At 43.5% G+C, this 24612-nt stretch carries 26 protein-coding genes and 1 pseudogene; 9 read left to right on the top strand and 18 right to left on the bottom strand.

The features are described from left to right. Window positions 1-34 precede the first annotated feature (34 nt). From Q7P33_RS02605 to Q7P33_RS02635, 7 genes are all read right to left on the bottom strand, one after another. Complete coding sequence (locus tag Q7P33_RS02605; protein WP_148637380.1) at window positions 35-421, bottom strand: type II toxin-antitoxin system HicB family antitoxin; 387 nt, start codon at window positions 419-421, stop codon at window positions 35-37. Window positions 422-452: 31 nt separating this feature from the next. After that, window positions 453-656 carry a type II toxin-antitoxin system HicA family toxin gene (locus tag Q7P33_RS02610; RefSeq protein WP_207707162.1) on the bottom strand — a complete coding sequence of 68 codons (204 nt, stop codon included), beginning with the start codon at window positions 654-656 and terminating at the stop codon, window positions 453-455. After that, window positions 637-1395: a transposase gene (locus tag Q7P33_RS02615; RefSeq protein WP_148637561.1), complete on the bottom strand. Its 759-nt coding sequence runs from the start codon at window positions 1393-1395 to the stop codon at window positions 637-639. The genes Q7P33_RS02610 and Q7P33_RS02615 overlap by 20 nt, the downstream gene beginning before the upstream one ends. 58 nt (window positions 1396-1453) lie before the next feature. Continuing rightward, window positions 1454-1942, bottom strand: coding sequence for a helix-turn-helix domain-containing protein (locus Q7P33_RS02620; RefSeq protein WP_369693278.1), 489 nt, complete (start codon window positions 1940-1942; stop codon window positions 1454-1456). A 3-nt stretch (window positions 1943-1945) separates the two neighbouring features. Next, window positions 1946-2170, bottom strand: a complete 225-nt coding sequence (locus tag Q7P33_RS02625; RefSeq protein ID WP_369693275.1) for a hypothetical protein — start codon at window positions 2168-2170, stop codon at window positions 1946-1948. 610 nt (window positions 2171-2780) lie between these two features. Beyond that, window positions 2781-3017 carry a DUF2442 domain-containing protein gene (locus tag Q7P33_RS02630; protein WP_148637378.1) on the bottom strand — a complete coding sequence of 79 codons (237 nt, stop codon included), beginning with the start codon at window positions 3015-3017 and terminating at the stop codon, window positions 2781-2783. Between the two features lie 11 nt (window positions 3018-3028). Further along, on the bottom strand, window positions 3029-3295 hold the full coding sequence (locus Q7P33_RS02635; RefSeq protein ID WP_148637377.1) for a DUF4160 domain-containing protein: 267 nt from the start codon (window positions 3293-3295) through the stop codon (window positions 3029-3031). A gap of 247 nt (window positions 3296-3542) precedes the next feature. Between Q7P33_RS02635 and Q7P33_RS02640 the strand changes: the two genes are divergently transcribed. From Q7P33_RS02640 to Q7P33_RS02675, 8 genes and pseudogenes are all read left to right on the top strand, one after another. Next, window positions 3543-4157 (top strand): hypothetical protein, encoded by a 615-nt coding sequence (locus Q7P33_RS02640; protein ID WP_303867187.1) that lies wholly within the window; start codon window positions 3543-3545, stop codon window positions 4155-4157. Beyond that, window positions 4151-4585 carry a hypothetical protein gene (locus tag Q7P33_RS02645; RefSeq protein ID WP_303867188.1) on the top strand — a complete coding sequence of 145 codons (435 nt, stop codon included), beginning with the start codon at window positions 4151-4153 and terminating at the stop codon, window positions 4583-4585. The genes Q7P33_RS02640 and Q7P33_RS02645 overlap by 7 nt, the downstream gene beginning before the upstream one ends. A 132-nt stretch (window positions 4586-4717) precedes the next feature. Further along, window positions 4718-5962, top strand: a complete 1245-nt coding sequence (locus tag Q7P33_RS02650) for a site-specific integrase (RefSeq protein WP_070372705.1) — start codon at window positions 4718-4720, stop codon at window positions 5960-5962. Continuing rightward, the gene (locus Q7P33_RS02655) at window positions 5959-6930 is read left to right on the top strand and encodes a tyrosine-type recombinase/integrase (RefSeq protein WP_303867193.1); all 972 of its coding nucleotides are present in this window, start codon (window positions 5959-5961) and stop codon (window positions 6928-6930) included. The genes Q7P33_RS02650 and Q7P33_RS02655 overlap by 4 nt, the downstream gene beginning before the upstream one ends. Beyond that, on the top strand, window positions 6927-7943 hold the full coding sequence (locus Q7P33_RS02660) for a site-specific integrase (protein WP_070371933.1): 1017 nt from the start codon (window positions 6927-6929) through the stop codon (window positions 7941-7943). The genes Q7P33_RS02655 and Q7P33_RS02660 overlap by 4 nt, the downstream gene beginning before the upstream one ends. Window positions 7944-8039: 96 nt before the next feature. Further along, a pseudogene (locus Q7P33_RS02665) lies at window positions 8040-8594 on the top strand (IS21 family transposase); the annotation flags it as partial. Further along, window positions 8584-9351 carry an IS21-like element helper ATPase IstB gene (gene istB / locus Q7P33_RS02670; RefSeq protein WP_303867195.1) on the top strand — a complete coding sequence of 256 codons (768 nt, stop codon included), beginning with the start codon at window positions 8584-8586 and terminating at the stop codon, window positions 9349-9351. The pseudogene Q7P33_RS02665 and the gene istB, both read left to right, overlap by 11 nt. A 1417-nt stretch (window positions 9352-10768) precedes the next feature. Further along, on the top strand, window positions 10769-11251 hold the full coding sequence (locus Q7P33_RS02675) for a transposase (RefSeq protein WP_369693279.1): 483 nt from the start codon (window positions 10769-10771) through the stop codon (window positions 11249-11251). Window positions 11252-11444: 193 nt separating this feature from the next. On the opposite strand, the gene Q7P33_RS02680 is transcribed toward Q7P33_RS02675, so the two are convergent. From Q7P33_RS02680 to Q7P33_RS02695, 4 genes are all read right to left on the bottom strand, one after another. Next, window positions 11445-15269, bottom strand: a complete 3825-nt coding sequence (locus Q7P33_RS02680) for a hypothetical protein (protein ID WP_303867197.1) — start codon at window positions 15267-15269, stop codon at window positions 11445-11447. Window positions 15270-15782: 513 nt separating this feature from the next. Then, window positions 15783-15983, bottom strand: a complete 201-nt coding sequence (locus Q7P33_RS02685) for a hypothetical protein (protein WP_303867199.1) — start codon at window positions 15981-15983, stop codon at window positions 15783-15785. A 3-nt stretch (window positions 15984-15986) separates the two neighbouring features. Further along, on the bottom strand, window positions 15987-17111 hold the full coding sequence (locus Q7P33_RS02690; protein WP_303867200.1) for a hypothetical protein: 1125 nt from the start codon (window positions 17109-17111) through the stop codon (window positions 15987-15989). Next, the gene (locus Q7P33_RS02695; RefSeq protein WP_303867201.1) at window positions 17108-17719 is read right to left on the bottom strand and encodes an RNA polymerase sigma factor; all 612 of its coding nucleotides are present in this window, start codon (window positions 17717-17719) and stop codon (window positions 17108-17110) included. The genes Q7P33_RS02690 and Q7P33_RS02695 overlap by 4 nt, the downstream gene beginning before the upstream one ends. 569 nt (window positions 17720-18288) lie before the next feature. Between Q7P33_RS02695 and Q7P33_RS02700 the strand changes: the two genes are divergently transcribed. Then, on the top strand, window positions 18289-19344 hold the full coding sequence (locus Q7P33_RS02700; RefSeq protein WP_070372872.1) for a PocR ligand-binding domain-containing protein: 1056 nt from the start codon (window positions 18289-18291) through the stop codon (window positions 19342-19344). A 128-nt stretch (window positions 19345-19472) separates the two neighbouring features. Here Q7P33_RS02700 and Q7P33_RS02705 read toward each other — a convergent pair whose 3' ends face one another. From Q7P33_RS02705 to yvcK, 7 genes are all read right to left on the bottom strand, one after another. Then, complete coding sequence (locus Q7P33_RS02705) at window positions 19473-20051, bottom strand: RNA polymerase sigma factor (RefSeq protein WP_303867203.1); 579 nt, start codon at window positions 20049-20051, stop codon at window positions 19473-19475. 342 nt (window positions 20052-20393) lie between these two features. Further along, window positions 20394-20618 carry a DUF2922 domain-containing protein gene (locus Q7P33_RS02710; protein WP_084633895.1) on the bottom strand — a complete coding sequence of 75 codons (225 nt, stop codon included), beginning with the start codon at window positions 20616-20618 and terminating at the stop codon, window positions 20394-20396. A gap of 32 nt (window positions 20619-20650) precedes the next feature. Next, window positions 20651-20875 (bottom strand): DUF1659 domain-containing protein, encoded by a 225-nt coding sequence (locus tag Q7P33_RS02715; RefSeq protein WP_070372874.1) that lies wholly within the window; start codon window positions 20873-20875, stop codon window positions 20651-20653. 257 nt (window positions 20876-21132) lie between these two features. Then, the gene (locus Q7P33_RS02720) at window positions 21133-21486 is read right to left on the bottom strand and encodes a D-Ala-D-Ala carboxypeptidase family metallohydrolase (RefSeq protein WP_303867207.1); all 354 of its coding nucleotides are present in this window, start codon (window positions 21484-21486) and stop codon (window positions 21133-21135) included. A 199-nt stretch (window positions 21487-21685) separates the two neighbouring features. After that, window positions 21686-22084: a holin family protein gene (locus tag Q7P33_RS02725; protein WP_070370051.1), complete on the bottom strand. Its 399-nt coding sequence runs from the start codon at window positions 22082-22084 to the stop codon at window positions 21686-21688. A 292-nt stretch (window positions 22085-22376) separates the two neighbouring features. Continuing rightward, window positions 22377-23378: a DNA-binding protein WhiA gene (gene whiA / locus Q7P33_RS02730; RefSeq protein ID WP_303867209.1), complete on the bottom strand. Its 1002-nt coding sequence runs from the start codon at window positions 23376-23378 to the stop codon at window positions 22377-22379. Between the two features lie 45 nt (window positions 23379-23423). Next, window positions 23424-24434 carry a gluconeogenesis factor YvcK family protein gene (yvcK, locus tag Q7P33_RS02735; protein WP_303867211.1) on the bottom strand — a complete coding sequence of 337 codons (1011 nt, stop codon included), beginning with the start codon at window positions 24432-24434 and terminating at the stop codon, window positions 23424-23426. Window positions 24435-24612 lie beyond the last annotated feature (178 nt).

The raw sequence follows: 24612 nt of genomic DNA on the forward strand, positions 1-24612 counted from the left end.
CCTACTTTATCTACTATTTAATCAACTAGAACATCTATGCAATATGCAGTTTTTCCATAAGTGCTTTTTGTAGTGTTTGAGAAAAATTAATGCTGTTCTTTTCAGCCATGTTATTGAGCCAATCGGGGATGGTTAAGGTCTTTTTCATAGCTCTAGCAGATTTTACATCTTGAGTTATATCACAGGCGACGAGACTTGTGAATGAATCATCTTCAGCAACGATACTTTTAATATCAGAAGCTGGCTTAATCTCTTCTTCATCTTCGATTAATGATGCCAGATACAACCCTAAAGCTTCCTGGGCTTCTTCCATCACTTCACCAATACTTTCGCCAACAGTCTGGCAACCAGGAAGATCTGGAAACTCTACCCAATAGGCACCATCTTCTTCATGAAAAATCGCTGGGTATGCACTTAACATTTTAATTACCTCCTTGGTATTGGTGACAAGGCTATTTCAGCCCTGTCCTTTTGAGAATTGTTTTTAGTAAGCCAGTTGGGACGTCTTTTCCATGAACAGGGATAATCTCGGTTTTACCATTTTTCTTCATGACATGATGGCTCCCTTTGATTCGTTCTTCGACCCATCCATTTTTCTCAAGTAATTTGAGTATGTCTCTAGGAGCCGTTGTTTTGTTATAATTTTCGGATAACACCAAAGCTAATCCCTGTCAAGCGTTCAATCTGCCTGATGGATAACCCTTGTTGTTTGCATATCCTGATTAAATCGTTGCGCAATTCCTTATTAAAGCTCTGTATTTCAATCGGATTTTGTACAGAAGCAATATCTTTGATAAACGCTTTTGCTTCCGAATCATTCCATCTAATGTAATCATCATATTCTAAAACGTGGGTATCAATTTTATCAGCGCTAAATTCTTTAAATAAACCGATTGCCTTTTGACTATCATTGGAAAATATTCCAAGCCCTGTTTCAACATTACAAATATTTTTTCTGTTTGTGTATTCGTTATAACTGCACCAGCGATACTCTGATAGCTCTTTTGTAATACCTGCTTTCAAGGGGTTGTGATGAATGTAACGAATTACTGTTAAAAAATAGCCATCATCTTCTACGGCTTCACTTTTATACCGATCCTGAAACAAGTGTCCTCGCCGATTATATTTCAAGTTATACCAATAAACATAACTAGATCCGATTCGTTTAAATACCGTTCCCAAATCCTCATTGCCTTCTTTTATTAGCAAATGAACATGATTGCTCATTAAACAATAAGCATAAATTTCAATTCCACTCGTCTCTTTTTGTCTAGTTAGCGACTCCAAGAATTGAATATAGTCTTCTGTATCTTCAAAAATAATTTGGCGGTTGATTCCTCTCATGATTATATGATAGATCCCAGTGCTACTTCTCGTTCGTGCTTTTCTCGGCATATCCAATTCTCACTCACCTTCAATTTACAATAGAACCGTCCCTTTGTGCTATTTGTACTTATCTCATGGGTTTTTGCCTGAATGTGCTGCCTTTTTTAAATGTTCTCAAACGAATGTTTCGAGGGTGTTTTTCTTCAATTGGCACAATAGCCAGAGTTTTGCCAAGTGGTCTTAGTATTTTTAAAATGGTCATTAATTGGGGATCAGTTGTGCCTTTTTCCATTCTGGCAATGACGGGTTGCTTAACACCACTGGCTTCTTCCAACTGCTTTTGAGTGATTCCCTGATCATTTCTGGCGCGAATTAATTCGCTTATTAATGCTACTCTCAAATCAGATTCCATTATTTCTTGCGGGGTGAATGTTCTTTTCTCAAATTCATCCCAGCTTGATCCAATGGGACTTACTTTTGTTTTACTCATTTTCAATACTCTTTCAACAAAATCTTTCATATTCCGTTTCGCTTGTTCAATTTCTCGTTTAGGCGTTTTCTGTACCTTCTTCATGAAATAATGTAGGAGAATAAAGCGATTTCCATCCCAACCAATAAATTAAATGCGATCCCTTAATGGTCTTAATTCCCAAATTTCACCCTCTATGTGTTTGTCATAAGGCTCACCAGCTCTTGTTCCATGTTCTTTTAGTATCTTCATGTAGTCTCTGATTTTATTCAGTTTAATCCGGCTATCCTTGTCATTTTTGCTTGCTAATTCTTCTAAATACTGCAACACTGGCTCTTTACCATTTTTGTCACAATAAAATTCTATTTTGTACATACACGTTTATTACCTTTCAATCATGACTTAATTATAACTCTTAAGTTATAACATTGCAACATATTTTGGTTATTTATATTTTTCGACACAACCATCAAAGTAATAATATGTATTTGAAGTGTTGGTTTATTCAGGGAACCGATGATTGTGGGGAAATCTAGAACGATTTTCTGAAAAATCAGTTATGGCCACATTAGTTTGATCCTTTTTTCCCGACAGTCCCGACAATGGTGACAACTATCATTGGACACTAACACCGAAACTATTGGTACCATGTCCGAATTGGGTGGCTCTGACATCAGATCGACTGGCACTGTAGCCCGGAATCATTTGAACAAAATTTGCCTGACACGACTGTCGGCACTGACGGCAATTCGGAGAAAAAAAATAGACTGGTTGGAGAATTCAAATTCTTCAGCGAGTTTAGCTGGGCAAAAACTGGCCAACAAATTGGAAACAGACAAAAGCTGGAAACCTGAGCCACCAGCTAAATCTTTTCCAGACAGTTTGCTCAATATTTTTCAGCCAGCAAAGTGCACAATAGAACCGTCCCCTTGTGCTATGATTCAGCTACAACAATGCTTTTGAGGAATAGCTTTGTCAATTACTTCTAACATGCTTTGCTCTTTTCGAATAAAAACTCTGGGTCAAGATCCGCTTGATTGCACCATTCAATACTGTCAAATCTAACACGTACGGTCTTAAATTTCTCCTCATTCTTTAACTCTTGAAAAATACCCTTATCCAAATATGGACTGACATCGAATATTCTCTTTTCACCATTTTCAAAAGTTAAGAGTAACTTATAATCATTTAAAGGTTCTACATCAATAACTGCTAAATACATTATTCGACCTCCTATTTTAATGGATCAATTTTGTATGGAAGCTCACTATTCATTGCCAGCATCCAATCTGCAAGTAGTTCTTCCTGTCTTAGCTCAGCCCATGCTAAAACAAGCTTAAGCTGTTTCTTTGGCAAATTGCCTTCTTTTAATTCACAAGTTTTAATGTCAATAATGGCCTTGTATTCCCCATAATACGCATGAAAATGTGGCGGATTATGTTCTTCTGGCGCACAAAACATCCGAATGATAATTCCATAAAACATACTAATTGTCGGCATTATTATTGTCCTTTCACGTTCACTACTATTTTTTCATTTTTTTTCGAATTGACAACACACGAACATAACCAGTTGAGTATTTCGGTCGAATCTTCCAACTGAACCGGATATTCGTGCCAGTCGATTCGGTGTTTCGTGCCAACGCTTCCGGGTTTTCGTTTCAACCGTTCCGGTCAGGTTTCAATCAGGGTATAAGGGATATATGCATCAGTTAACTGATGTAAATCCATTTTAGGAGGTCATTCTCATGACCAAATACCGTGAAATTCTAAGGTTGTTCAACCTTGGCATCAACCAGACTGGTATTGCCAGTAGCTGTGGCTGTGCCAGAAAAACAGTTCGGGATGTTGTTAATCGAGCCAAAGCCTGCAACATCATCTGGCCGTTACCGGCCGAAACAACGGATGCAGATCTGGAAAAATTATTGTTTCCTGATAAATCCGTGCCAAAATCGGACCGCAAGTTTCCGGACTATGATTACATCGATAAGGAAATGCTGCGCAGTGGGGTAACGCTAAAACTTCTCTGGAATGAATACTGTGAAAGCTGTCGACAGAATAGAGATATCCCACTGATGTATACGCAATTCTGTCACCATTATCAGAAGTACAGCGACAAGAAACGGGCAACCATGCACATTCCCCGCAAGCCCGGCGAGCAAATCGAAGTGGACTGGGCTGGAAAGCTGGCTTACATCATTGATACCGATACCGGTGAAATGATCCCCTGCCATATTTTTGTCGGGGTTCTGAATTACAGTCTCTATGCCTATGTGGAAGCCTTTCTCAAAATGAACTGGAAAGCTGGATTACCGCCCATATCCATATGTATCAATACTTTGGCGGCAGCACAACCATGCTGATACCTGATAATCTCAAGACCGGCGTTGATAAAACAAACGACTGGTATACGCCAAAAATCAATAAAACCTATTATGAAATGGCGGAATACTACGATACCGCCGTGTTACCGGCACGAGTGAAGGCGCCCAAAGACAAACCTGGTGTCGAGGGTTCAGTCAATGTTGTAACCAACTGGATTACAGCGGCCATCCGCAACGAGAAATTCTTTGCGCTTGAGGAACTGAATCGTGAAATCCAGATTCAGCTGGAAAAGCTCAATCACAAGCCCTTTCAAAAAAAGGATGGCAGTCGGCACAGTGTTTACCTTGCTGATGAAAAGCCTTTTCTTACGCCATTGCCACCTGCCCCTTATGAATTGTCGCAATGGAAAAAAGCCACGGTACAGTTCAATTATCATATTAAATGTGAAGCTTCACATTTAATATGAAATGACAAGTTTGACAAAATGTAAAGTTGTGACGATTTTTCTTAGTTAAATGGGAATTTCTCGTTGTTTGTCTTTACATTTAATCTCATACTTAAAGAGGCTACTGCCAAATTTTAAGCATGAGGTGAAAAAATGAACATGTCGATTAATGAATTAATTGATTATGCAAGTGAAGCACTGTTGGATAATGGGTGCACTCAAGATTATGTAAAACATCTTTCCTATACATGGACTGGGTTGAAGCATTATCTTAGTGTCACGAATCAAGCCTATTCTGAAACAATTGGGAACGCTTTTCTGCGTGAACGTTATGCGATTGAAACCGATAAAACTTTTGCTAAGCTTTCTGCAATTAACAAACGCCGGAGACGGGCGATTCACATTTTGTCTAATTGTCTGATGCATGATGTTGTTACATTGCCAAAATCCTATTCACTTTGTCGGTTTTCATGCCATTACAAAACAGAATTACTTGATTTTGTGGAATTCAGAAAACAGCAGGATTTTTCATTATCTACTCTAAACAGGGACATTTGCTGCCTCAACAGGTTATCTGTTTACCTGGATGCTCTGGATCTTCGATCCCTGACTGATCTTAACAGTGCGCATCTGGTAGGATTTGTAAAATATCTTTCTGTTGAAGGACATCTGCCGACACTAAAGGGTTTTGCTTCAACCATAAGGTTGTTAATGCGTTACCTGTATAAAACGGGTGTCCAAAAAACGGATCTTTCAAAGTTTGTGCCAAAAGTAAAACCCAAAACGGATGGAATTCCTTCTGTTTATACCCCAGATGAAATCGAATCGATGTTGACCCATTTTAACCGCACTAACCCTAAAGGAATAAGAGACTATGCGATGGTATTGTTGGCTGTTCGCCTTGGAATGCGGGCTTCAGACATCTGTTCGTTAAAGTTTGAAAACATCGACTGGCAAGCGAACACGATCTCTTTCATCGCCAAAAAAAATCAGAAGTCGGCAGTATTACCTTTAATTAGCGAGGTTGGACATGCCATTATTGATTATCTCCAACATAGCCGTCCAGAAACAACGGATAAACACATATTTGTACGATTGCAAAAACCGTTTAGAGAGCTACAACCAAGCGGTCTACATACGATTGTTACTCAGGCAATGCGTAATGCCGGCATCATCATTCCATCTGGAAAGCGGCATGGACCCCATGCATTAAGAGCCAGTCTTGCAACTGAAATGCTGGCACATAATACACCTTTGCCGATAATTTCAGAGACATTAACACATACCTGTACGGATACCACAAAGATTTATCTAAAAGTTGATGTCAGTCATCTGCGACAATGTTCGCTTGAAGTCCCCCCACTTGGAAATGTCTGGATGGGAGGTTTCCTGTTATGAAAAACTATTTTAGTGGTCCTTTTTCTGATCTTCTCAACGAATTCGTACAATTCAAACGAAATACAGGCTTTAAATATGAAAAGGAAAGTCATTACTTAAAGCAATTTTCTGAATTCACCCTGAGCCAAGGAATCACAGACCCGGTCTTGTCTAAAAATTTAGCCGAAGCATGGTGTAATAAGAAACCCTTTGAGAATCAACGTAATTGCACAGAACAACGGATATCCTGTCTCCGCCAATTCGCTTTGTATCTTGGTTCTCTTGGTTATGATGCGTACGTTCCGATCCATATCGATAATAAACGAAGTCGAAGATCAAAATATGTTGCTTATGTTTTTACGCATCAAGAAATTTCTGCAATTATTTCATGTAGCGACAAAATCTATCCCCATCGCAGATCAACCATGCACCTTGTTATGCCGATTCTTGTCAGACTCCTTTACTGTACAGGACTGCGAATCAATGAGGCCTTGAAACTTCAGTTAGCACATGTGGATCTCGTTAACGGTATTCTTCGCATTGAGCATGCTAAGTTTGATAAGGATCGATTGATCCCCCTTTCGCCGAGTATGAGAAACGTGCTTGAGCAATACTGTGAAATGTTGCATCCGCTGTATCTTCCTAATGACTATCTTTTTATTGGTATTGCCCGAGAACCATATTCTCACCACGCTATTTACTATCGATTTCGTGAGCTTCTTCAACAGGCGGGTATTCCACATGCTGGACGAGGAAATGGTCCAAGAATTCATGATATCCGGCATACATTTTGTTGTCATACTTTACAGAAATCGGTTGCGGATGACGTTGATCTCAATGCTGTCCTTCCAATATTATCGGTGTATCTGGGACATGAATCCATTGCAGCAACCAGTCAATACCTCAAAATGACAGCTGAAGTTTATCCTGCTGTAATGGAGGCCGTTAACAGTGTCTGCTCATTTGTGATTCCAGTGGTGAACAAATGAAGCCGACTGATTTAGCAAAATATATCAGTCAGTACCTGACGGTTTATCTAACCGGTACAAAAGGACTGAGTTCCAATACCATCGCATCGAGAAGAGATACATTTATTCTTCTTTTTCAATTTCTTAAAGTTGAAAAAAAGATGGATGCAACTAAAGTTGTTATTTCCGATCTTGGAGTTGAACTAATCCTTGATTTTCTCAATTGGATTGAGATTGTGAGAAAATGTAGCATATCGACCCGAAATATCCGTCTTTCGGGGATCAAAGCATTTTTTCAATATATCCAAACACAGACCCCAGATTACATGCACATATCCCAACAAATTTTATCCATACAGCCTAAAAAGTGTCCCGAAGAAATCATGGAATATTTAACACTTGATGGTATAAAGGCTATTCTGGATGCTGTTGACACCCGTTCCTTTTCAGGAAGGCGAGATTTAGTTCTGCTCAGCGTTTTATATGACAGTGGGGCCAGAGTACAAGAAATTGCAGACCTCATCGTCGGTGATGTGCGACTCCAAAATCCGGCTACTGTTCGTTTAACTGGAAAGGGAAATAAAAAACGAATTGTTCCATTAATGAAGCCGACGGTTCAATTACTTCAGCAGTATTTAAATGAAAATCACCTTCTTTCATCGGAGAATTATTATCAACCAGTGTTTTCTAACAGGAGTAAATCCAAACTCACACGTGCTGGGATTGCTTATATTTTAGATAAATATGTCTGCAGTGCAAGAAATAAGGCGCCCCTGTTGGTGCCGGAAAAAGTTTCGCCTCATTCCTTGAGGCACAGCAAAGCAATGCATTTACTGCAATCAGGCGTCCCACTTATCTATATCCGTGATTACCTGGGACATTCCGAAATAGCGACAACCGAAATTTATGCCCGTTGCGATACTAAACAAAAGCGGAAGGCTCTTGAAACAGCCTACACTGTTTTGCACAATCCACAATTACCGGCATGGGAAAAAGACGAGGATCTCATGCAATGGCTTAAATCACTTTGCTGATTTACATCTTACAAGGTTGTAAAATGTAAAGTTCACATGGAGACGATCGCATATTAGTGCCCGTTTTCATGTCAACTTTACATTTTGTCAAACTTGTCATTTCATATTTCAGTGGACAAAATGCATTACTCGGTTCCTTATGAATACATCAAACAGGAAGTGGATGTGCGACTGACCCGATCAATTGTCGAAGTGTTCTACCACAATCAGCGGATCTGCTCCCACAAACGCCTCTATGGCCGCACCAACCAGTACAGTACGCTTCAGGCACATATGCCGGAGGATCATCAGAAATACCTGGAGTGGAATGGCGATCGCTTTATTGAATGGGCCCATAAAATCGGGCCCCATACCGTTACGACGGTCAAATCCATTCTTGCTTCCTTCAAAGTCGAACAACAGGGATATAAATCCTGTATGGGTTTGCTGAAGCTGGCTGATAAATATTCGGTCAACCGTCTGGAAGCCGCCTGTAAAAAGGCCTTGTCCTATACGCCTCATCCCAGTTATAAGAGTGTGAAAAATATTCTCACAACTGGTCAGGATAAACTGTCCGATCAACCAGAGCAGAATCCGGAATCATCGGCTGAAAATAAATACGGTTACACCCGAGGTCCCAGCTATTATGGAGGTAAGCATCATGACGAATGAAGCCACCCTCAATAAGCTGGTTGAAATGCATCTGTCAGCAATGGCTGATGCCTTCCGACTGCAATTGAATGACTCATCTATGGCAGATATTCCGTTTGAAGACCGGTTCGGTCTGATGGTTGATCGGGAATATACCAGCCGCAAGAATAACCGGTTGCAGCGATTGATCAAAAAGGCTGGTTTTGATCAATCCCAGGCAAATGTGAATGACATCAATTATCAGGCGGGACGAAAGCTTAATAAAAAACTGATTGAACGCCTGATGACCTGTGAATACATCCGGGAAGCACACAATATTATTATTGCCGGGGCAACGGGTACCGGTAAATCCTACATTGCCTGTGCTCTGGGAATGGAAGCCTGCAAACACTACTACGCCACAAAATACATTCGGCTGCCGGAACTACTGGCTGAACTGGCGGTAGCCAGGGGTGAGGGCAAGTTCAAAGAAGCGATCAGGCACTATCAGAAATACACACTCCTAATCCTTGATGAATGGTTGCTGATCAAACTGACCGAAACGGAAGCCAGGGACTTACTGGAGATTATCCACGCCCGTCATAAAAAGGTTTCCACAATTTTCTGCTCTCAGTTCGCCCCACTCGGCTGGTACACCAAATTTCCTGAAGCCACTGTTGCCGATGCCATTCTTGATCGAATTGTTCACGATTCACACAGCATCGAAATTCAGTATATCGACAAGGAGCATGATCGCTCCATGCGGGAAATTTACGGAATTGATTCAAAAAACACTTAAATAGTCAATTGGCACGATGCCGAAACGTTTGAAACCACTGTCCGGACTCGGAGACACGAACCTCCGGACAGCCTGGTTTTTCCAGCCGAAATATTCAACCAGTAACTTATTACAATGAAGGTGATACCTTTAAACATGTTTTTCTTTTCTTTATTTTATCACCTCAATCCTTGAATAGCAATGACATCTCAATGGAATCATCGTCTCATTCATTAGTTTCATACTGATTTCCTCCAAAAATGTATTAAAGACCATTGACTACTTAAGCCAATGATCTTCAAAATTATAATATCTATTTAAGATGGGAGTTTGATTCAGGGAACCGATGATTGTGGGGAAATCTGGAACGTTTTTCTGGGGAAGCGGTGATGATCACATTAGTTTGATTCGTTTTTCCCGACAGTACCGACAATGGTGACAACTATCATTGGAATCTGACACCGAAACTATTGGTACCATGTCCGAATTGGGTGGCTCTGACATCAGATCGACTGGCACTGTAGTCCGGATTGGGTGGCTCTGACATCGGATCGACTGGCACTCCTGTCTGGATTGAATGGCGCTTTCGTCAGATCGATTGGCTCTGGAGTCCGGAACGATCACAACTTAAATTCGCCTGACACAACTGTCGGCACTGACGGCAATTTGGGGAGAAAATATTTGTGGCACTGTGGACTAGTTGGAGAATTCAGATTCTTAAGTGAGTTTGGATGATCCTAAACTAGCTCAACTCATTGGAAACAGACAAAAGCACAAAGCCACTGCAACTACTACAAAATTTTTCAGTCAGATCGCTCAAACTTCTTCAACTAATGTGACAACAGAAACGTCCCCGTGTCACACCCTCAATATTTTTCAGCCAGCAAAGTGCACAATAGAACCGTCCCCTTGTGCTAAACCAGCCACCAGCGAAAACTTTTCCAGACAGATTGCTCAATATTTTTCAGCCAGCAAAGTGCACATTAGAACCGTCCCCTTGTGTTTCGTGACTGAAATCCCCAACAGTGACTACCTGCAACAGCCGGAAGTGCTTGAAAAATACCTGCCATGGTCTTCGGATCTGCCTGATCGTTGCAGACTTAGCCATAACTATAAAAAGTGCCTCAAATAAGATGTCTCCAGTATAGCAGGTTAAATTCAAACTTACTATACGTCATCTTTTGAGGCACTTACGGACTGGTTGGAGAATTCAAATTCTTCAGTGAGATTAGAAGCTGGGAAACTGGCGCAACTGATTGGAAACAGACAAAAGTTGGAAACCGGAGCAACCAGCGAAAACTTTTCCAGACAGATTGCTCAGTATTTTTCAGCCAGCAAAGTGCACAATAGAACCGTCCCCTTGTGCTCTGGAGGCCGTACCCACGGGCAAACGCCTTGAAAGCAAGCCACCTACCCCGGCTGAAATCGGCCGGGATTACTGCAACCGGCTTTTAAAATCGAAGAGACGCTCTCCGGGTTAACTCCCGATGAACGTTATCTTAAGCGTCTGGAACTGGAACAACCGGTTCTGGAGGCCTTTTGGTGCTGGATTGATAGCTTGAATGTTCTGCAGGGCTCCGCACTCGGTAAAGCCGTGATCTATGCCCGGAACCAGAAACGTTACATGGAAAACTACCTCCTTGACGGTCGCTTTTCACTTTCTAACAATCTGGCCGAAAACAGCATTCGCCCCTTCACGGTGGGTCGAAAAAACTGGCTCTTCTCAGATACACCCAAAGGAGCTTCTGCCAGTGCTGCGATATACAGCCTTGTTGAAACAGCCAAAGCCAATGGACTGAATGTTCACACTTATCTTAATCACCTGCTGCTTTATATGCCGGATGCGGATTATCAGAATGATCCGGAGGTACTGGAAGAACTGATGCCCTGGTCAGAGCAGATACAGGTGGAATGCAAATAATAAATGGATTTATCCAGAACTGGTTACTGCTAGCGCCGGTTCTTTTTTATTTTTTGTGGCACCTTGTATTTAAGCGCTTACAATAAAAAGACGACCCGAGTTCCGAAGAACCCGAATCGTCTCTATTCTCTGTTTCTAAACTTTCCAGCTCAATAAGTTAAGTTGAATAAGTTAAGTGACAGGCACCGTATGCTTAGAAATTAGATGTAATTGTTTGATCCGTGAATGATACAACTGGATTTCCAGCAAGGTCTGTTACATTATTTGCAGCTGTTCCTGAAGCAGTATAATCTAATACTGAACCTGTACCAGTCGTAAATGTTGCGGCTGGGAATGTTAATATTACATCAGTGCCTGAAACAGAAGGTGCTGCACTATCTGCGGTATTGGCCACATTAGCTGCAAATAAACCTGCTACTGGTGTAGTAATTGCAACATTTTCAGAGAAAGTAACAGTTGCTGCCGTTGCTGAATCTGCAGTTGCACTCACAAATGTCGGTGCAGTTGTATCAGCAGTTACAGAACCTGTTGCTAATGTATTAAGCTGTCCTGCTGTGTAAGTTGTTGTATTACCAGCAGCATCAGTCAGTACATATAAACCTGTTGCTAAAGTAACAGCGCCATCATCTCCACTTTGTACGGTGAATGTAATAGTTTTTGCTGTGCCAGAAGCAGTTGTCAGATCTGTTGTTACAGCTCCAGCAATATTATTTGCAGATGAAGCAATTTGAACTGTAGCTGTAGCAGCTTCACTTACAGTGACATCGTATGTTACAGTATCACCAGCTTTTGCTAATGTATTTGTACTATTGTCAGATGATAGTGCAACAGCAGTAATTGTTGGTGCTGTTACGTCATTGCTTGTTACTGTAAAGTTTACAGATACCGCATATCCACTAGCATATGTGTATGTAGCTTTAAATGTATCGCCTGCTGTTGCATTAGCAATACTTACACTCGATGTCCCATTGCTCGTAACAGCGAATGTAGAACCAGTTACTTTTACAAGATTTGAAATTGTAATTGATGGGTTTTCTGAAATTACTACACCGTATTGATCTTTTGTCTTTGTAGTATCAAATACCGCATTCAATCGTGTAGCAGAAACAGACCCTGCTTCTACAAACGAAGAGCCATCAGTAACTTGTGAAGACAGGAACTCTGTGCTAGCAACCTTAGCTGCTGCATGTGATACTTTTAATGTAGCATTTACCACAGCTGCTGCTGCACCAGAAGAGTCTTTTACGTTAACAGTTACTGGTACATCCAGAACTTTTGAATACGCTGTATCCAATGTGCTTGTCTGGAATTCAGTAGCATCATATCCACTAGCTGCTTTATCAGAGATCACTCCAGCACCTGAAATATTTAACTTTCCAGTTGTTGTTGCTGTGTACTGTGTGCTTGGCAGTAAAACTTTTTCTCCACTAGCCTTTACTCCATACACTTTTAATGTTTTATCATATGAAGTCGATGTTTGTGTTCCTGGAAGACCATCATTGTACATCGTTCCTAAATCTGCCACTTCATAACTTGTATATGCAGACTGCGTTCCCAAAGTAAAGGTTACTGATTTAGAACTTCCTGACAATGGTGCAGGTGTAACTGCAGTTGACAGCGAGAATACTAAACTCTCAGTTGAAGATAAACCTGTTGTTGCTGTTTTTCCAGTTACAGTAAATTTATCTGTCGAAGCAGCAATAGTGTGACGAGCTGCATCAGCACCACTAGCTGTACTTGCTACAGTGAATGGAGAACTAGCTGTTGTCGAGCTATCAAGAATGATCGCTGAATTTGCAGTAGTATTCATCCATGTGTTAACTTGTGCATCAGTTAATGTGCGTCCATACTGATCTTGGATCATAAGGTCTGTTGCATAAAGATCCTGGCTAGCACCTTGCGCAATTGTTGTTGTGACATTTCTTGTAGTATCAGCAGTATCAACACCAGCTACAGTTGTAGGAACTGCAGTTTCTTTAACACTAACCATTAAACTAGAGAAATTGCCACCATCAGTTACGAGTGATGTTAAATAAACTGGTAGATCTGCTGTGCTTGTAGCACCTGTAGAAGGAGCTGTAAAAGTTAATTTTGCAGTCCCATCTGCATACTGACCTAATACAATATTAGAAGAGAATGTTACTTTGCCGTTTAAGTCAGAATATTTTGTTACAGCATTTCCAAATTGATCATAAGCTTCAAATGGAATCACAGCTGTTTCTCCTTCAGCCACAATAGTGGTTGGAGCAGATAAAGTTAATGTTTTCACTGCAGCTTTTGCTTCAGAAGTAATATCAAATGTTGTTGTTTTACCTGTCAGGTTCGAAATAGCTTGAATAGTGGTTGTACCACCTTTATCAGCATAAGTTCCTCGAACAAGTGCTACACCTTGATATAAAACACTATTGACTGTTTGAGTTGTTGTACCTGCAGTAGTTGAAGGTGCGACAACAAATAATGGATATGATGAAGTCATTGTCAGTTGTGAAACTGTCGGACTTGCAATCTTATTACCATACTGATCCATTACTTCATACAGTAATTCATATCTGCCATCAACAAAACCAGCAGGCAATGTGTCGATCATTACTGCATTTACGTTGTCATAAATTCCTTTGAATACAGCTGTATCAGCTTTTGATTCAAGACCAACTACAAAACTTGCATTTACAACAGCACCTGTAGTAGGATATACACCTGTCAGATATACTGTTGCACCTGGAATAAATACAGTACTAGTTGTTGCATTACCAATTACCAATGTACCATCAGCTGATGATGTAGGTGCTGTACTAACGCCAACTTCACCACCTGTAGAAGGTGTCCAGTTAATAGTCTGGCCTGTCATTCTTTCGCCGTATTGGTTCAATACTTTGTAATTTACAAAAATTGTACAGTTAGCGTTATAAGCAGATGTAATAGTAACACCAGCTGGATTTAAAGGAGCAGTTTCAGAGGTCACAACAATTGAAGCAACTTTTTCATTTACTGCCGCAAATGTTACTGATGAAGTAGCATCACCTGAAACCAGAGTAACTGTATAATTACCTTCGGTCAAGTTGCTTGTTGTGTCAATTATTGCTGACATATTGTCTTCAGCATATGTAATAGCATCAAGATTTACAACTACACTGCCTTTTTTAACAGATAATGTATCAGTAGCTACTACAGCTTGATTAAATGTAACAGTGATTTTGTCTTTACCAGTTGCTACAGCAGTATCAATTCTAGTAACCATTACTAAAGCATCAATCGCGTCGTTAATAGCCGCAGTTGCAGCATCAACTTCTGCTTGAGTATTGTCTTCAGTTACAACAGTAGCTAAAGCAGTTTCTAAAGCAGCCCAGCTATCAGCGGTGTAATCAGCTTCGGTTAAAGCACCAGCTGCAGCAACAGCTGCATTGTAAGCAGTCATGTCAGCTTTAGTCTGTACAATTTTAACTTCAAGAGCTTCTAATCGTAAGAATTCACCAACAGTACCTAACTGTTCGCCATCTTTGTACCATGATCCATCAGCTGGCATGTCGCCTTTGTTCTGGATATGGCCACGGTATTCAACTGAATAGCCAACTGCTGGGTTACCAGCATCGTCAACCAGTTTGATTTCAACTGATTCAATCTGTAAGCCTTCGCCCTGTGTTCCGGCTAAAGCACCGTCTTCCACTGGAGCCATCCAACCTTTGTTCTGTACGTGAACTCGGTATTGAATGTGTAAGCCTGCTGGAACTTCGTTTGTTAACTTGATCCAGAATGCTTCCAATCTTAAGCTTTCGCCTACGGTTCCTAATTGATCAGGTCCTTGAATCCAGGAGCCATCCAATGGGAAGTCGCCTTTGTTTTGTACGTGTCCACGGTACTCAACGCCAACATCTGATGTTGCAGCTGTTTTAGCACTGAATAATCCTAAAAACGAATCCCAGGCTGATGCTTTTTCTTCATTAGCCGCGAATACGCTTGAGGAGAATACCATGGATAGCATTAACAATGTTGTTAAAATGCTAACAGTAATCTTCTTCATACTTTGTTTCCTCCGTTGTTAAAATTTGGGTTTTTTTATCCGGAAGTTCCAGCAATAGCTCATCACTAATCGCCTGGAAATTCCAGAGCTTAATCTTGCTCCTTATTGTTGTTCCTGGTTTACAGTTAAAACTGTCCCTCTTTCCTCCTTCCTAATTTTTAGCTATGCAAACCATCCTGGGCTTTTTAAAAAAGCTGGTTTGCTAATACAGTGAAACGGTAAACCGAGAAAGAGCGTTCTTGTATGATTCTACACCTTCTTACGATGTTTTGCAATAAATATCGATGTTTTTTTGAATAAAATTCGTGATTTTTACATTACAAAACCGAAACAATAATGGGTTTAGCTCACATCTTTGACACATTCTGATATTTCAGAAAAACAATGTATCCATCACTTTCAATTTTTGACCAAGCCGACTGCCAAACTTTAAATCAAGGGTTCCTTTCTCAAGAATAACAGCGATCAGCTCCTTTCCGGTTTCAAACTTCAATAAATAAACGCTTTTTGACTCTACAATTGGTTAACGCCCAGGATTGAGGTTTTATTGCACCGGATTTTATTTTTTTTATTTTTATCTTCGACTTGCTGAAAAGCATGGGCATGAACCAGGCGATTAATAAACGCCCCTACACGCTGCACTGCCCGGGCATGACATGGGGACATTTCGCCTGTCATCCCGCTGGGCTGACAGGCGGTACGTCCCCAAGTCACGCCCTACTCACTCGTTGGCGGCTCGCTGATCGGATCGTTTTCGCTTAAGGGTGTCTGCTCCTCGCTTAATGGCGTTTTTTCTTCGCTTAGCGGTGTTTTCTCGTCATCCACTGCTTCCGGTGTTTTTTCATCCGGTGGGGAGACAACCGGTTCGGTGGTTGGTTGGGGTTCCGGGGTGGTAACCACCGGGGTTTCCGGGGTCGCAACCACGGCCGGATCTGGCGTATTGGTTACCTTGCCGGTACCGTTGGTATCCACACTGGTTTCGGTGGTGGCCGGTGGGGTAATCGCCGGGGTTTCCACTACTGGGGTGGTGACTTCCTTGGTCTCTTTTTCCGGTTCATCGACAACAATCACCTTGGTGAGATCGACTGCCTTTTCCTTGGATACGGCCAGTAAATCGGCCAGCGACATGCCCGCCAGACTTTCCATGGTCAGGGTACTGTCAGCGGCGATTAATTCCTTCATCACATTGAGCTTACCGGTGGTGACACTGTACTGCTCGGCCTCGGTGACGGCCTGGCTATCCGGGGTGACGGTTTGCCGGACGACGGTGGCACTGATGTTTTCGGCAGTGGCCGAGTCTTTAATCACCTGATTAAGGGTGACGGCCAGATCATCGGCTTTGGCGGTATTCTGGTTTTCGACCGTGATCATCACCACACTTTTGGTTTCATCCAGATAGCCGTTTTTAATCATGGCAGTGATGATGACCCCCACCGAGTCTTCCAGATTGGACTGGCTGAGGTTCTCTTCATCAAGCAACTCCTGGACATCCTGATCAAAGGCTTTAACCGACAAAATCTGCTTGTGCTTGTTGGTAACGATCTCGACGCTCTGATTGGCGTCCAGGGCGATGATGCTCTCAGGCGATTTAAACTCGCCAAACCAGGTGGTGATACAGACAATCATGACCAGTGCACCGGCTACCGCCATGGAAATGGGCTTGAAATACCGCTGACTGGTATTCCGGGCTTTAGCCGGGGCCAGGGTTTGCCGGGTGATCGTGTCGTGCCCAGTCATTTTGATGACCGGGATGGCGGCCAGTTTATCAAAATCCAGGCCGGGAGCCTGGCTGATACTGCGGGAAAGGGAGGCTTCTATATTTAGTTTTTTGTGGGTGCTCATCTTAACACCTCCTGTTCGATGAGATATTTCTTCAGCTTCTTCAGTCCCCGATGATATTTAGAGAGGACGGTTGAAAGCTTCATATCCAGATTTTGGGCGATTTCCCGGTGGGTAAAGCCGGAAATGGCATGTAATAAAATAATTTCGGTTTCTTCGCTGCTGAGTATTTTCAGGGCGGTCTGAATCACCAGGCGGTCTTCCTGGTCACTGACATAGGAAAAATTCAGGTCATTTTCCAGATCGGTCATTTCAATGCAGTCGTTTTTCTGTTTGCTGCGGATTTTGCTGATTGAAAGATTCCGGGCGATGGTAAACACCCAGGCCATCGGTTTACCCATGGGCTGATAGAGATGGGCGGCGGCTCGAATCTTTAAGTAGGTGTCCTGAACCACATCGAGGGTATCGTCATGATTTTTCAGGGTTGACAGCACAAAGGCGTAAACAGTACGCTCCGTCAGGCGGTATAATTCTTCGAAAGCTGCCATATCATCATTGGCAATCCGGGTGAAGATGGCTTCATCGATATTCAGTTTTTGTTTTTCTGTACTGACGGTGTCGTTTAATACCATCATGGAAAGAAAAAGCTTCATCAGGATAACCCCCAACATTATAGTAACGTTTTATTAAGACGTTTTATTGCATGGATTTAAAAATATTTTGACCGCACAAGGGGACGGTTCTTTTGTGTCTTTTATTTAATTAAGGTTTCGGGCGAACTCGGTTCGCCCCTACAAACGTTTAAAGACTTTGTCGACCGGATGTGACAATGGGACATCCTAGCTTCCCCATGTCATCCCCTATGTTTATAGGTACTGCCTATTATCTGATATAAATCGGAAAAAGACAAGGTGTGGCAGATTGTGTGCCAGGATTTTTTTGGTTGATCGGTTTGCTTCCTTTATTATTATAACACAGGTTGCCTGGTAATTTGTATTCTTTTGCTTTATTAAGATTTCGGGCGAACTCGGTTCGCCCCTACAACGGCGATACCCGGAGATGAACAGGTGGGTGAATTTTTATCTCCGGGGGGTTAAGGTTTATAGGTGACTTTTTTATAATGACATGATAGAATGTATCTATTATGGGAATATAAGTATTAATACATTTTCTTATGCACACGATATCAGTATTACACAAATGATGTCTTAGGGATAATTTTTTATGAAGGAGTTTTAAAATGGAGAAGAAATTAAGCTACACTGTCGATGAGCTCATTGATTTACACGTCTTGCAGCAGTTTCAGGATAGTTTTGCCAAGGCTTTGGGGATGGCCAGTATTTCTGTTGATAATGTCAAGGGGTCGATTACCGAGCCCAGTAATTTTACCGATTTTTGCATGAAATACACCCGGGGCTCGGCCGAAGGCAACAAACGCTGTATATCCTGTGATGTCAATGGTGGTAAAAAAGCGGGTACCACTGGTAAACCGGCGGTTTACTCCTGTCATGCCGGACTGGTGGATTTTGCGGCGCCAATTGTCGTAGATGGGGTGCAGATCGGGGCAATTCTTGGCGGACAGGTGCTTGATGCGCCACCGGATGAGGACAAGTTTAGAAAAATCGCCCGGGAAATCGGGGTCGATGAGGATGAGTATATCGCCGCCCTAAGAAAAATTACGATTGTCCCCCGGGATAAAATCAATGCCGCAGCGGATATGCTGTATGTTTTTGCCAACTCCATTTCCAAAATGGGCCATCACAACCGTCTGCTGGTTCATGAAACCGAGAACTTCCAGCATATTTCGGAAAATATGTTTGAAAATATCCGGGCGGTTACCGACGTGGTCAATAACTTCTCGGTTCAGATTGAAGCCTTGATTAAAGCCTCTGACGAACTGCTGGAATCTTCCACCATTTCCAAAAACAAGGTCAAGGAAACCGACTCGATTCTTAAGTTTATCCGGGATGTGGCGACTCAGACCAACCTGCTTGGCCTTAATGCAGCCATTGAAGCTACCCGGGCCGGGGAATTTGGCCGGGGCTTTAATGTGGTTGCCGATGAGGTTCGGAAACTGGCGGTCATGAGTGTGGATTCAGCCAAGAAGATCGAAAGTATTCTGGACAGCATTGTGGTCAGCATGAATTCGGTGGAATCGCAGGCGGCCAAATCCTATAAAATCATCGGCGAGCATCAGGCCGCCATGGTTGAGATCAATGAAAAGCTGTCGATGCTCAATGAAATCTCCGACAAGCTCAAAATTGAGATTAATAACTTAAAGAACAGCCTGTATTAAAGCCAAAGACCACTCGTGCGAGTGGTCTTTTTTAAGAGCACAAGGGGACGGTTCTTTTGTGTCTTTTTGAATGAATAATATGTTGACACAAGAAAAACCGTCCCCTTGTGCTTCCCCGCCCTATCCTGTCAGTTGATCAGGTTGAGGCCGAAATGGGTACGCAGATCAGCAATGGCCCGACGGTGGAGTTTGACCAAGCTGTTGGCACTAACCCCCAGGGCGGCGGCGATTTCCCGGAAGCTGCGGTTTTTGCCATAGTGTTCTTCAATAATCCAGCGCTGCCGTTCCCTTAAGCAGGGCAGATACTGCCGTAAGGCCAAGAGGTCTTGCGCCCGGACATAGTCACCTTCAATATCGGCGGGATCGGGCAGAACCTCCAGCAGGGAAAGATTTTCGTCAACGCCGGGTGAAAAATCCAGGGAGGTGCAATTTTTATGGCTTTTGGCCACATTGACAAAATAATAGAACAACTCTTTTTTGAGATAGCCGGAAAAGGGCACGCCCCGGTCTTCATTATAGGTTTCTACGGCATTGAGCAAAACGATGGCGGCTTCGCTGAGGTAGTCGTCAACAGCGTCCACTTCGTACACATAACGCCTGATCATTGAGAGCATCAAGGGTTTAAAGCCCTCTATCAAAGCCAGCTGGCACTGGGTATCCCGCTGACGGGCGCCCTTTACCAAACGAATCATTTCATTATTTTTCATCTTGTCACCTCTTTCAATCTTATGGAACGTTAGTTCTTTTCTTATATTATACATGAATTGGTTTGTTATTTCAACGGTTTTGCGAACAAATGTTTTTTTATAAGCATGGGGACGTTTTTTACTGCAATGCTCGGGCATGACATGGGGACGTTTCGTTTGTCTTCGTTGCAGCGTGGCTCGGGCATGACTTGGGGACATTTCGTACGTCATCCCTATCGGGCTGACATCCGTAACGTCCCCAAGTCATACCCTATCATAGGCGTAACGTCCCCTCGACTCGCCCCATCAAACGTCCCCTTTTCATATCCTATTCATTGGGGGCGGGGTTTCCCCCGCCTTTTGCTACACGGTCATTTCAAAGTCCTGGGTGGTGGTGGAAATCAGTTTACCGCTGACCTTTTTTACCAGGGCAATATTATCTGGGGCAAACACATTTCGGGTCAGAATCTGATCCATTGCTGCATTGATTTCTGCAGGCGTCACCGCCGGATCGGCATCTGATACGGAAATGGTTGCGTTTTTGCCATCGGCACGGGCAAAAACCATGGTTGCTTTAATATCGGCCATATTTTACCTCCTTTCTTCATATTATATGGGGGTTACACCCCGGGAATCAGTAAGGTGGTTTCGATTTTGAGTACTTCTTCCATGGTGGGAACCTGCAAGCTGGCAAGTGCCTCAGCCACAGCGTAAATATCATCATCAACGGCGGTTTCTTTGAGATTGGAATAAGTTTTTGACTTAATCACTTCTTTCCCGTCGACCACCCCATGGTTCGAACGAACCTGGAGCTTATTGCTGATAAAATCAGTAGTTACTGGCATTTTGTGTACCTCCTTTCATCGGTTATACTTATAAATGGAATGAACTGGAAAAAGGTGCCATCTTTTTTTAAGTATTTGGATAAGGGACATTTTGTTTGTCATCGCTGCAGCGTGGCTCGGGTATGACACGGGGACATTTCGCCTTTCATCCCGCTGGGCTGACAGGCGTAACGTCCCCAAGTCATACACTATCACAGGCGTAACGTCCCCTTTTCTCATCCTACCAGTCCCCAAGTCACACCCTATCTTTACGCTGGTTAGATTTCCAGATGGCAAAAACCTTCATCTTCGTAAATGATCACACCCAACCCGGCGGCAGTGGCTGCGGCGGCCAGGGCATAAACTGAGAGCCCCGGGGCATAGCAGTCGGCGGCATCGCCAACCAGGTGCCGGGAGTGGGGAATCCCCCCGACTTCTTCATTGCGAACCGGGCAGCGCACCCCGGAGGTAATGATGATCGGGTTTTCCAACACCATCCGGACGGCTTCCAGCCGGCCTACCAATTCGCTATTCATTTCTGACGGAAAGCCATCACAGTAACGGCCTTCACAGCAGCATTTAAACTCCTGACGGTTAAAGTGGGGGGTTAATTGTTCGTTGTTGATACACATAGATATTCTCCTCTTCGTTTTAATTTTTTGAGACATGGTGACGTTTACTTGTCACATTTGCAGCGTGGCCCGGGCATGACATGGGGACATTTCGCCTTTCATCCCGCTGGGCTGACAGGCGTAACGTCCCCAAGTCATCCCCTATCACAGGCGTAACGCATCCTTTTCTCATCCTACCAGCCCCCCAGTCACACCCTACTCATTCTTTTTCAGACAACTGGGCCAGAACTTTTTTGAGACTGGCGGGAATCGGAAAGCCCAGGGCCGCCAGATTTTCGGTGATACTGATGCCTTCATTGGCCAGATAGAAAAAAATCATCGCTGTGCGGAGTGTCGCACCACCGCCTAGCAGGTTCTGATCTAACAGGTGACCCATGGCGACAATGACAACGATCATCATTTTTTTGAGAATTCCATTAAAACCAATTTGGCTGGATACCTGCCGACGGGTTGCTGCCAGGGCCAGACCGGTTAAATAGTCAATCAGGATAAAGCCCAGCAAGGTGTACAAATACCCGTCGAAGCCGCCTAAAAGAAAACCGAGTACCGACCCGATCACCCCACACACCGTGGGCAGGGATTCTAGAATTGTTTTCATTTCATCGCTTGTCCTCCTTTCTTTAACTAGTGGTACACTCCTTAAATGGCAGTTTCTAGGAAAAAATGACATAAAAAAACCATCCTGTGAAGGATGGTTCGGCATGGGGACGTCTAACTTATCGCATTTACAGCGCGCGGCCCGGGTATGACAAGGAGGACATTTCGTACGTCATCCCTGATGCGTGGCTCGGGCATGACAATGGGACATTTCGCCTTTCATCCCGATGGGCTGACAGGCGTAACGTCCCCTTTTCACGCCCTATCACAGGCGAACGTTTCCAAGTCATGCTCTAGCGCTGTTTGAGGTCGGCGGCGATCTGGTTGAGTTTTTTGAGGCGGTGATAGACCCCGGACTTGCCGACGGGGGGGTCCAGGCGTTCACCCAGCTCTTTGATACTGGCATCGGGGTAGTTAAGCCGCAGTTCGGCAATGTCGTAGAGATTTTTGGGCAGATTTTTTAAGCCAAACTGCTCTTTGATCAGCATAATATCGGCAACCTGATCGTAGGCTGCGGCAATGGTTTTATTGAGATTGGCGGTTTCACAATTGACCTGACGATTCACGTCATTGCGCATTTCTTTGACAATCCGGATGTTTTCCATTTCCAGCAGGCCACGATGGGCTCCGATGACGCTGAGAAAATCGGCCACACTGCTCCCTTCTTTCAGGTAAAGCACCCAATGGGCTTTGCGATGGATCAGGTTGGACTTGATCTCGTACCCATCGAGAATCGTTTTAATGCTCTGCAGATAGGCACATTGCTCACCAGCAACCACTGGACTGCGGTCATTTTTTTTCGTGATGGTCGTTTTTTTACCCACCAATTCCAGATGATAGGTTTTTTCGGGGTTGGATATCGAACCGCACCCTAAAAAAACTCCCCGGATGTAGGCTTTTGTCTGATTTTGCTGCTTGATAAACGGCTCCGGTACCTGATTGGCAAAAAACGCCTGGCCATTGGCATTGTAACTTAAAATCTGACAGTCTTCCAAGATTATTTTTGCCGTCCATGGTTGTTCAACCACCACCCGGTAGGCCCGGTGTTCTTTGAATTTACGGGTTTTTTCGATCTTGATTTTTGGTTTAATCTGATACAGGGATTTAATCAACTGATAGCAGCGGGCCGCCACGGCGGGGTTTTCGGTTTTGATACTGATGGTCATGGCCCCGGATTGCTCGATGTGGATGGTTCCCACGGCGCCAATCATGCCGGACAGTTCGGCCCGCTGACAGGCTTTTGAGCCGTAGGGAAGCTTGGAAAGATCTTTTTTTAAAATGGCTGAAAATGTCATGGCGGCTCCTTTCTCGCACAGGGGGACGATTCTTTTGTACTTACCTTATTTTATATAGGTTTCAAAAATGCGACGGGCCAGGAGGTCGGCATCATGACGGACAAAACCGTTTTCCATGATGACATAATCGTCTAGAATATACTCATACTGTTCCAGGGGGGAGATGATTTCGACCACATTGGCAGCGCATTTTTGGTATTTTTCTTCAATACTCTTGGGCAGACTGCCGGTGTTGGCGACCACATAGTCGAACAGTCGGCCTTCGGCCTGATCGAGGTGGGCTTCAATGGCCCGAATGTGGTCTTCCTGGGTATAACCGTCGGTTTCGCCGGGTTGGGTCATAATGTTACAGATGTAGAAACGTTTGGCCCGACTATCAAAAATCGCCCGGGCTACATCTCTTATCAGCAGATTGGGAATAACGCTGGTATACAGACTGCCAGGTCCAATTACAATCATATCGGCGTTTCTGATGGCTTCAATGGTTTCGGGCAGGGGTCTGGTGTCTTCCTGTTTTAAAAATATCTGGGTGATCGGGCTTTTTTGTTCCAGTGCCGCCCCAGGTATGGCTGATTCCCCTTCAATGACCTGGCCATTTTTCAGGGTTGCCATCAGCACCATCTGGGAGAGGGTAACTGGCAGTACCGCCCCTTTAATCTGCAACACATCGGAGGTCCGCCGGACAGCATCGTAAAAATCGTGACTGATGCCGTTCATCGCTGCCAGAAACAGATTTCCGAAGCTTTGTCCGGCCATCGGACCACCGGGAAACCGATAATTAAAGAGCTCCTGCATGACGTTTTCGTCATCGGCCAAAGCCAGAATGCAGCTGCGAATGTCGCCAGGTGGAAGAATACCCAGTTCTTCCCGGAGTTTTCCGGAACCGCCACCATCATCGCCAACAGTGACAATGGCGGTGAGATTATCGGTATATTTTTTTAAACCCCGGAGGATCACCGATAAACCGGTGCCGCCACCGACAGCCACAACTTTTGGGTTTCTTACTTTGACAATATCTTTCAAGGTAAACTCCCTTATATATTCTTTCATATCCATGAAATCACATCCTTTTTTGTTTGTCTTTACATCGTTGCTCAGGTATGCGGGCGATCACGGATCGCCCCTACGAGATGGTGCAACTGACTGTTCGGCCAGCATGACATGGGGTCGCAACGTCTTTATGAACGACAACACTGCTCGGATGAGACAATGAAACATTTCGCCTTTCATCCCG

The sequence above is a fragment of the Acetobacterium wieringae genome, from assembly GCF_026646375.1.
GTDB lineage: Bacteria > Bacillota > Clostridia > Eubacteriales > Eubacteriaceae > Acetobacterium > Acetobacterium wieringae_A.

Coding starts and splice junctions, on each gene's coding strand:
- Q7P33_RS02605 (WP_148637380.1), bottom strand. CDS start 421: ATGTTAAGTGCATACCCAGCGATTTTTCATGAAGAAGATGGTGCCTAT.
- Q7P33_RS02615 (WP_148637561.1), bottom strand. CDS start 1,395: ATGCCGAGAAAAGCACGAACGAGAAGTAGCACTGGGATCTATCATATA.
- Q7P33_RS02625 (WP_369693275.1), bottom strand. CDS start 2,170: ATGTACAAAATAGAATTTTATTGTGACAAAAATGGTAAAGAGCCAGTG.
- Q7P33_RS02630 (WP_148637378.1), bottom strand. CDS start 3,017: ATGTATTTAGCAGTTATTGATGTAGAACCTTTAAATGATTATAAGTTA.
- Q7P33_RS02635 (WP_148637377.1), bottom strand. CDS start 3,295: ATGCCGACAATTAGTATGTTTTATGGAATTATCATTCGGATGTTTTGT.
- Q7P33_RS02640 (WP_303867187.1), top strand. CDS start 3,543: ATGACCAAATACCGTGAAATTCTAAGGTTGTTCAACCTTGGCATCAAC.
- Q7P33_RS02645 (WP_303867188.1), top strand. CDS start 4,151: ATGCTGATACCTGATAATCTCAAGACCGGCGTTGATAAAACAAACGAC.
- Q7P33_RS02650 (WP_070372705.1), top strand. CDS start 4,718: ATGAACATGTCGATTAATGAATTAATTGATTATGCAAGTGAAGCACTG.
- Q7P33_RS02655 (WP_303867193.1), top strand. CDS start 5,959: ATGAAAAACTATTTTAGTGGTCCTTTTTCTGATCTTCTCAACGAATTC.
- Q7P33_RS02660 (WP_070371933.1), top strand. CDS start 6,927: ATGAAGCCGACTGATTTAGCAAAATATATCAGTCAGTACCTGACGGTT.
- istB (WP_303867195.1), top strand. CDS start 8,584: ATGACGAATGAAGCCACCCTCAATAAGCTGGTTGAAATGCATCTGTCA.
- Q7P33_RS02680 (WP_303867197.1), bottom strand. CDS start 15,269: ATGAAGAAGATTACTGTTAGCATTTTAACAACATTGTTAATGCTATCC.
- Q7P33_RS02690 (WP_303867200.1), bottom strand. CDS start 17,111: ATGAGCACCCACAAAAAACTAAATATAGAAGCCTCCCTTTCCCGCAGT.
- Q7P33_RS02695 (WP_303867201.1), bottom strand. CDS start 17,719: ATGTTGGGGGTTATCCTGATGAAGCTTTTTCTTTCCATGATGGTATTA.
- Q7P33_RS02700 (WP_070372872.1), top strand. CDS start 18,289: ATGGAGAAGAAATTAAGCTACACTGTCGATGAGCTCATTGATTTACAC.
- Q7P33_RS02705 (WP_303867203.1), bottom strand. CDS start 20,051: ATGAAAAATAATGAAATGATTCGTTTGGTAAAGGGCGCCCGTCAGCGG.
- Q7P33_RS02710 (WP_084633895.1), bottom strand. CDS start 20,618: ATGGCCGATATTAAAGCAACCATGGTTTTTGCCCGTGCCGATGGCAAA.
- Q7P33_RS02715 (WP_070372874.1), bottom strand. CDS start 20,875: ATGCCAGTAACTACTGATTTTATCAGCAATAAGCTCCAGGTTCGTTCG.
- Q7P33_RS02720 (WP_303867207.1), bottom strand. CDS start 21,486: ATGTGTATCAACAACGAACAATTAACCCCCCACTTTAACCGTCAGGAG.
- Q7P33_RS02725 (WP_070370051.1), bottom strand. CDS start 22,084: ATGAAAACAATTCTAGAATCCCTGCCCACGGTGTGTGGGGTGATCGGG.
- whiA (WP_303867209.1), bottom strand. CDS start 23,378: ATGACATTTTCAGCCATTTTAAAAAAAGATCTTTCCAAGCTTCCCTAC.
- yvcK (WP_303867211.1), bottom strand. CDS start 24,434: ATGGATATGAAAGAATATATAAGGGAGTTTACCTTGAAAGATATTGTC.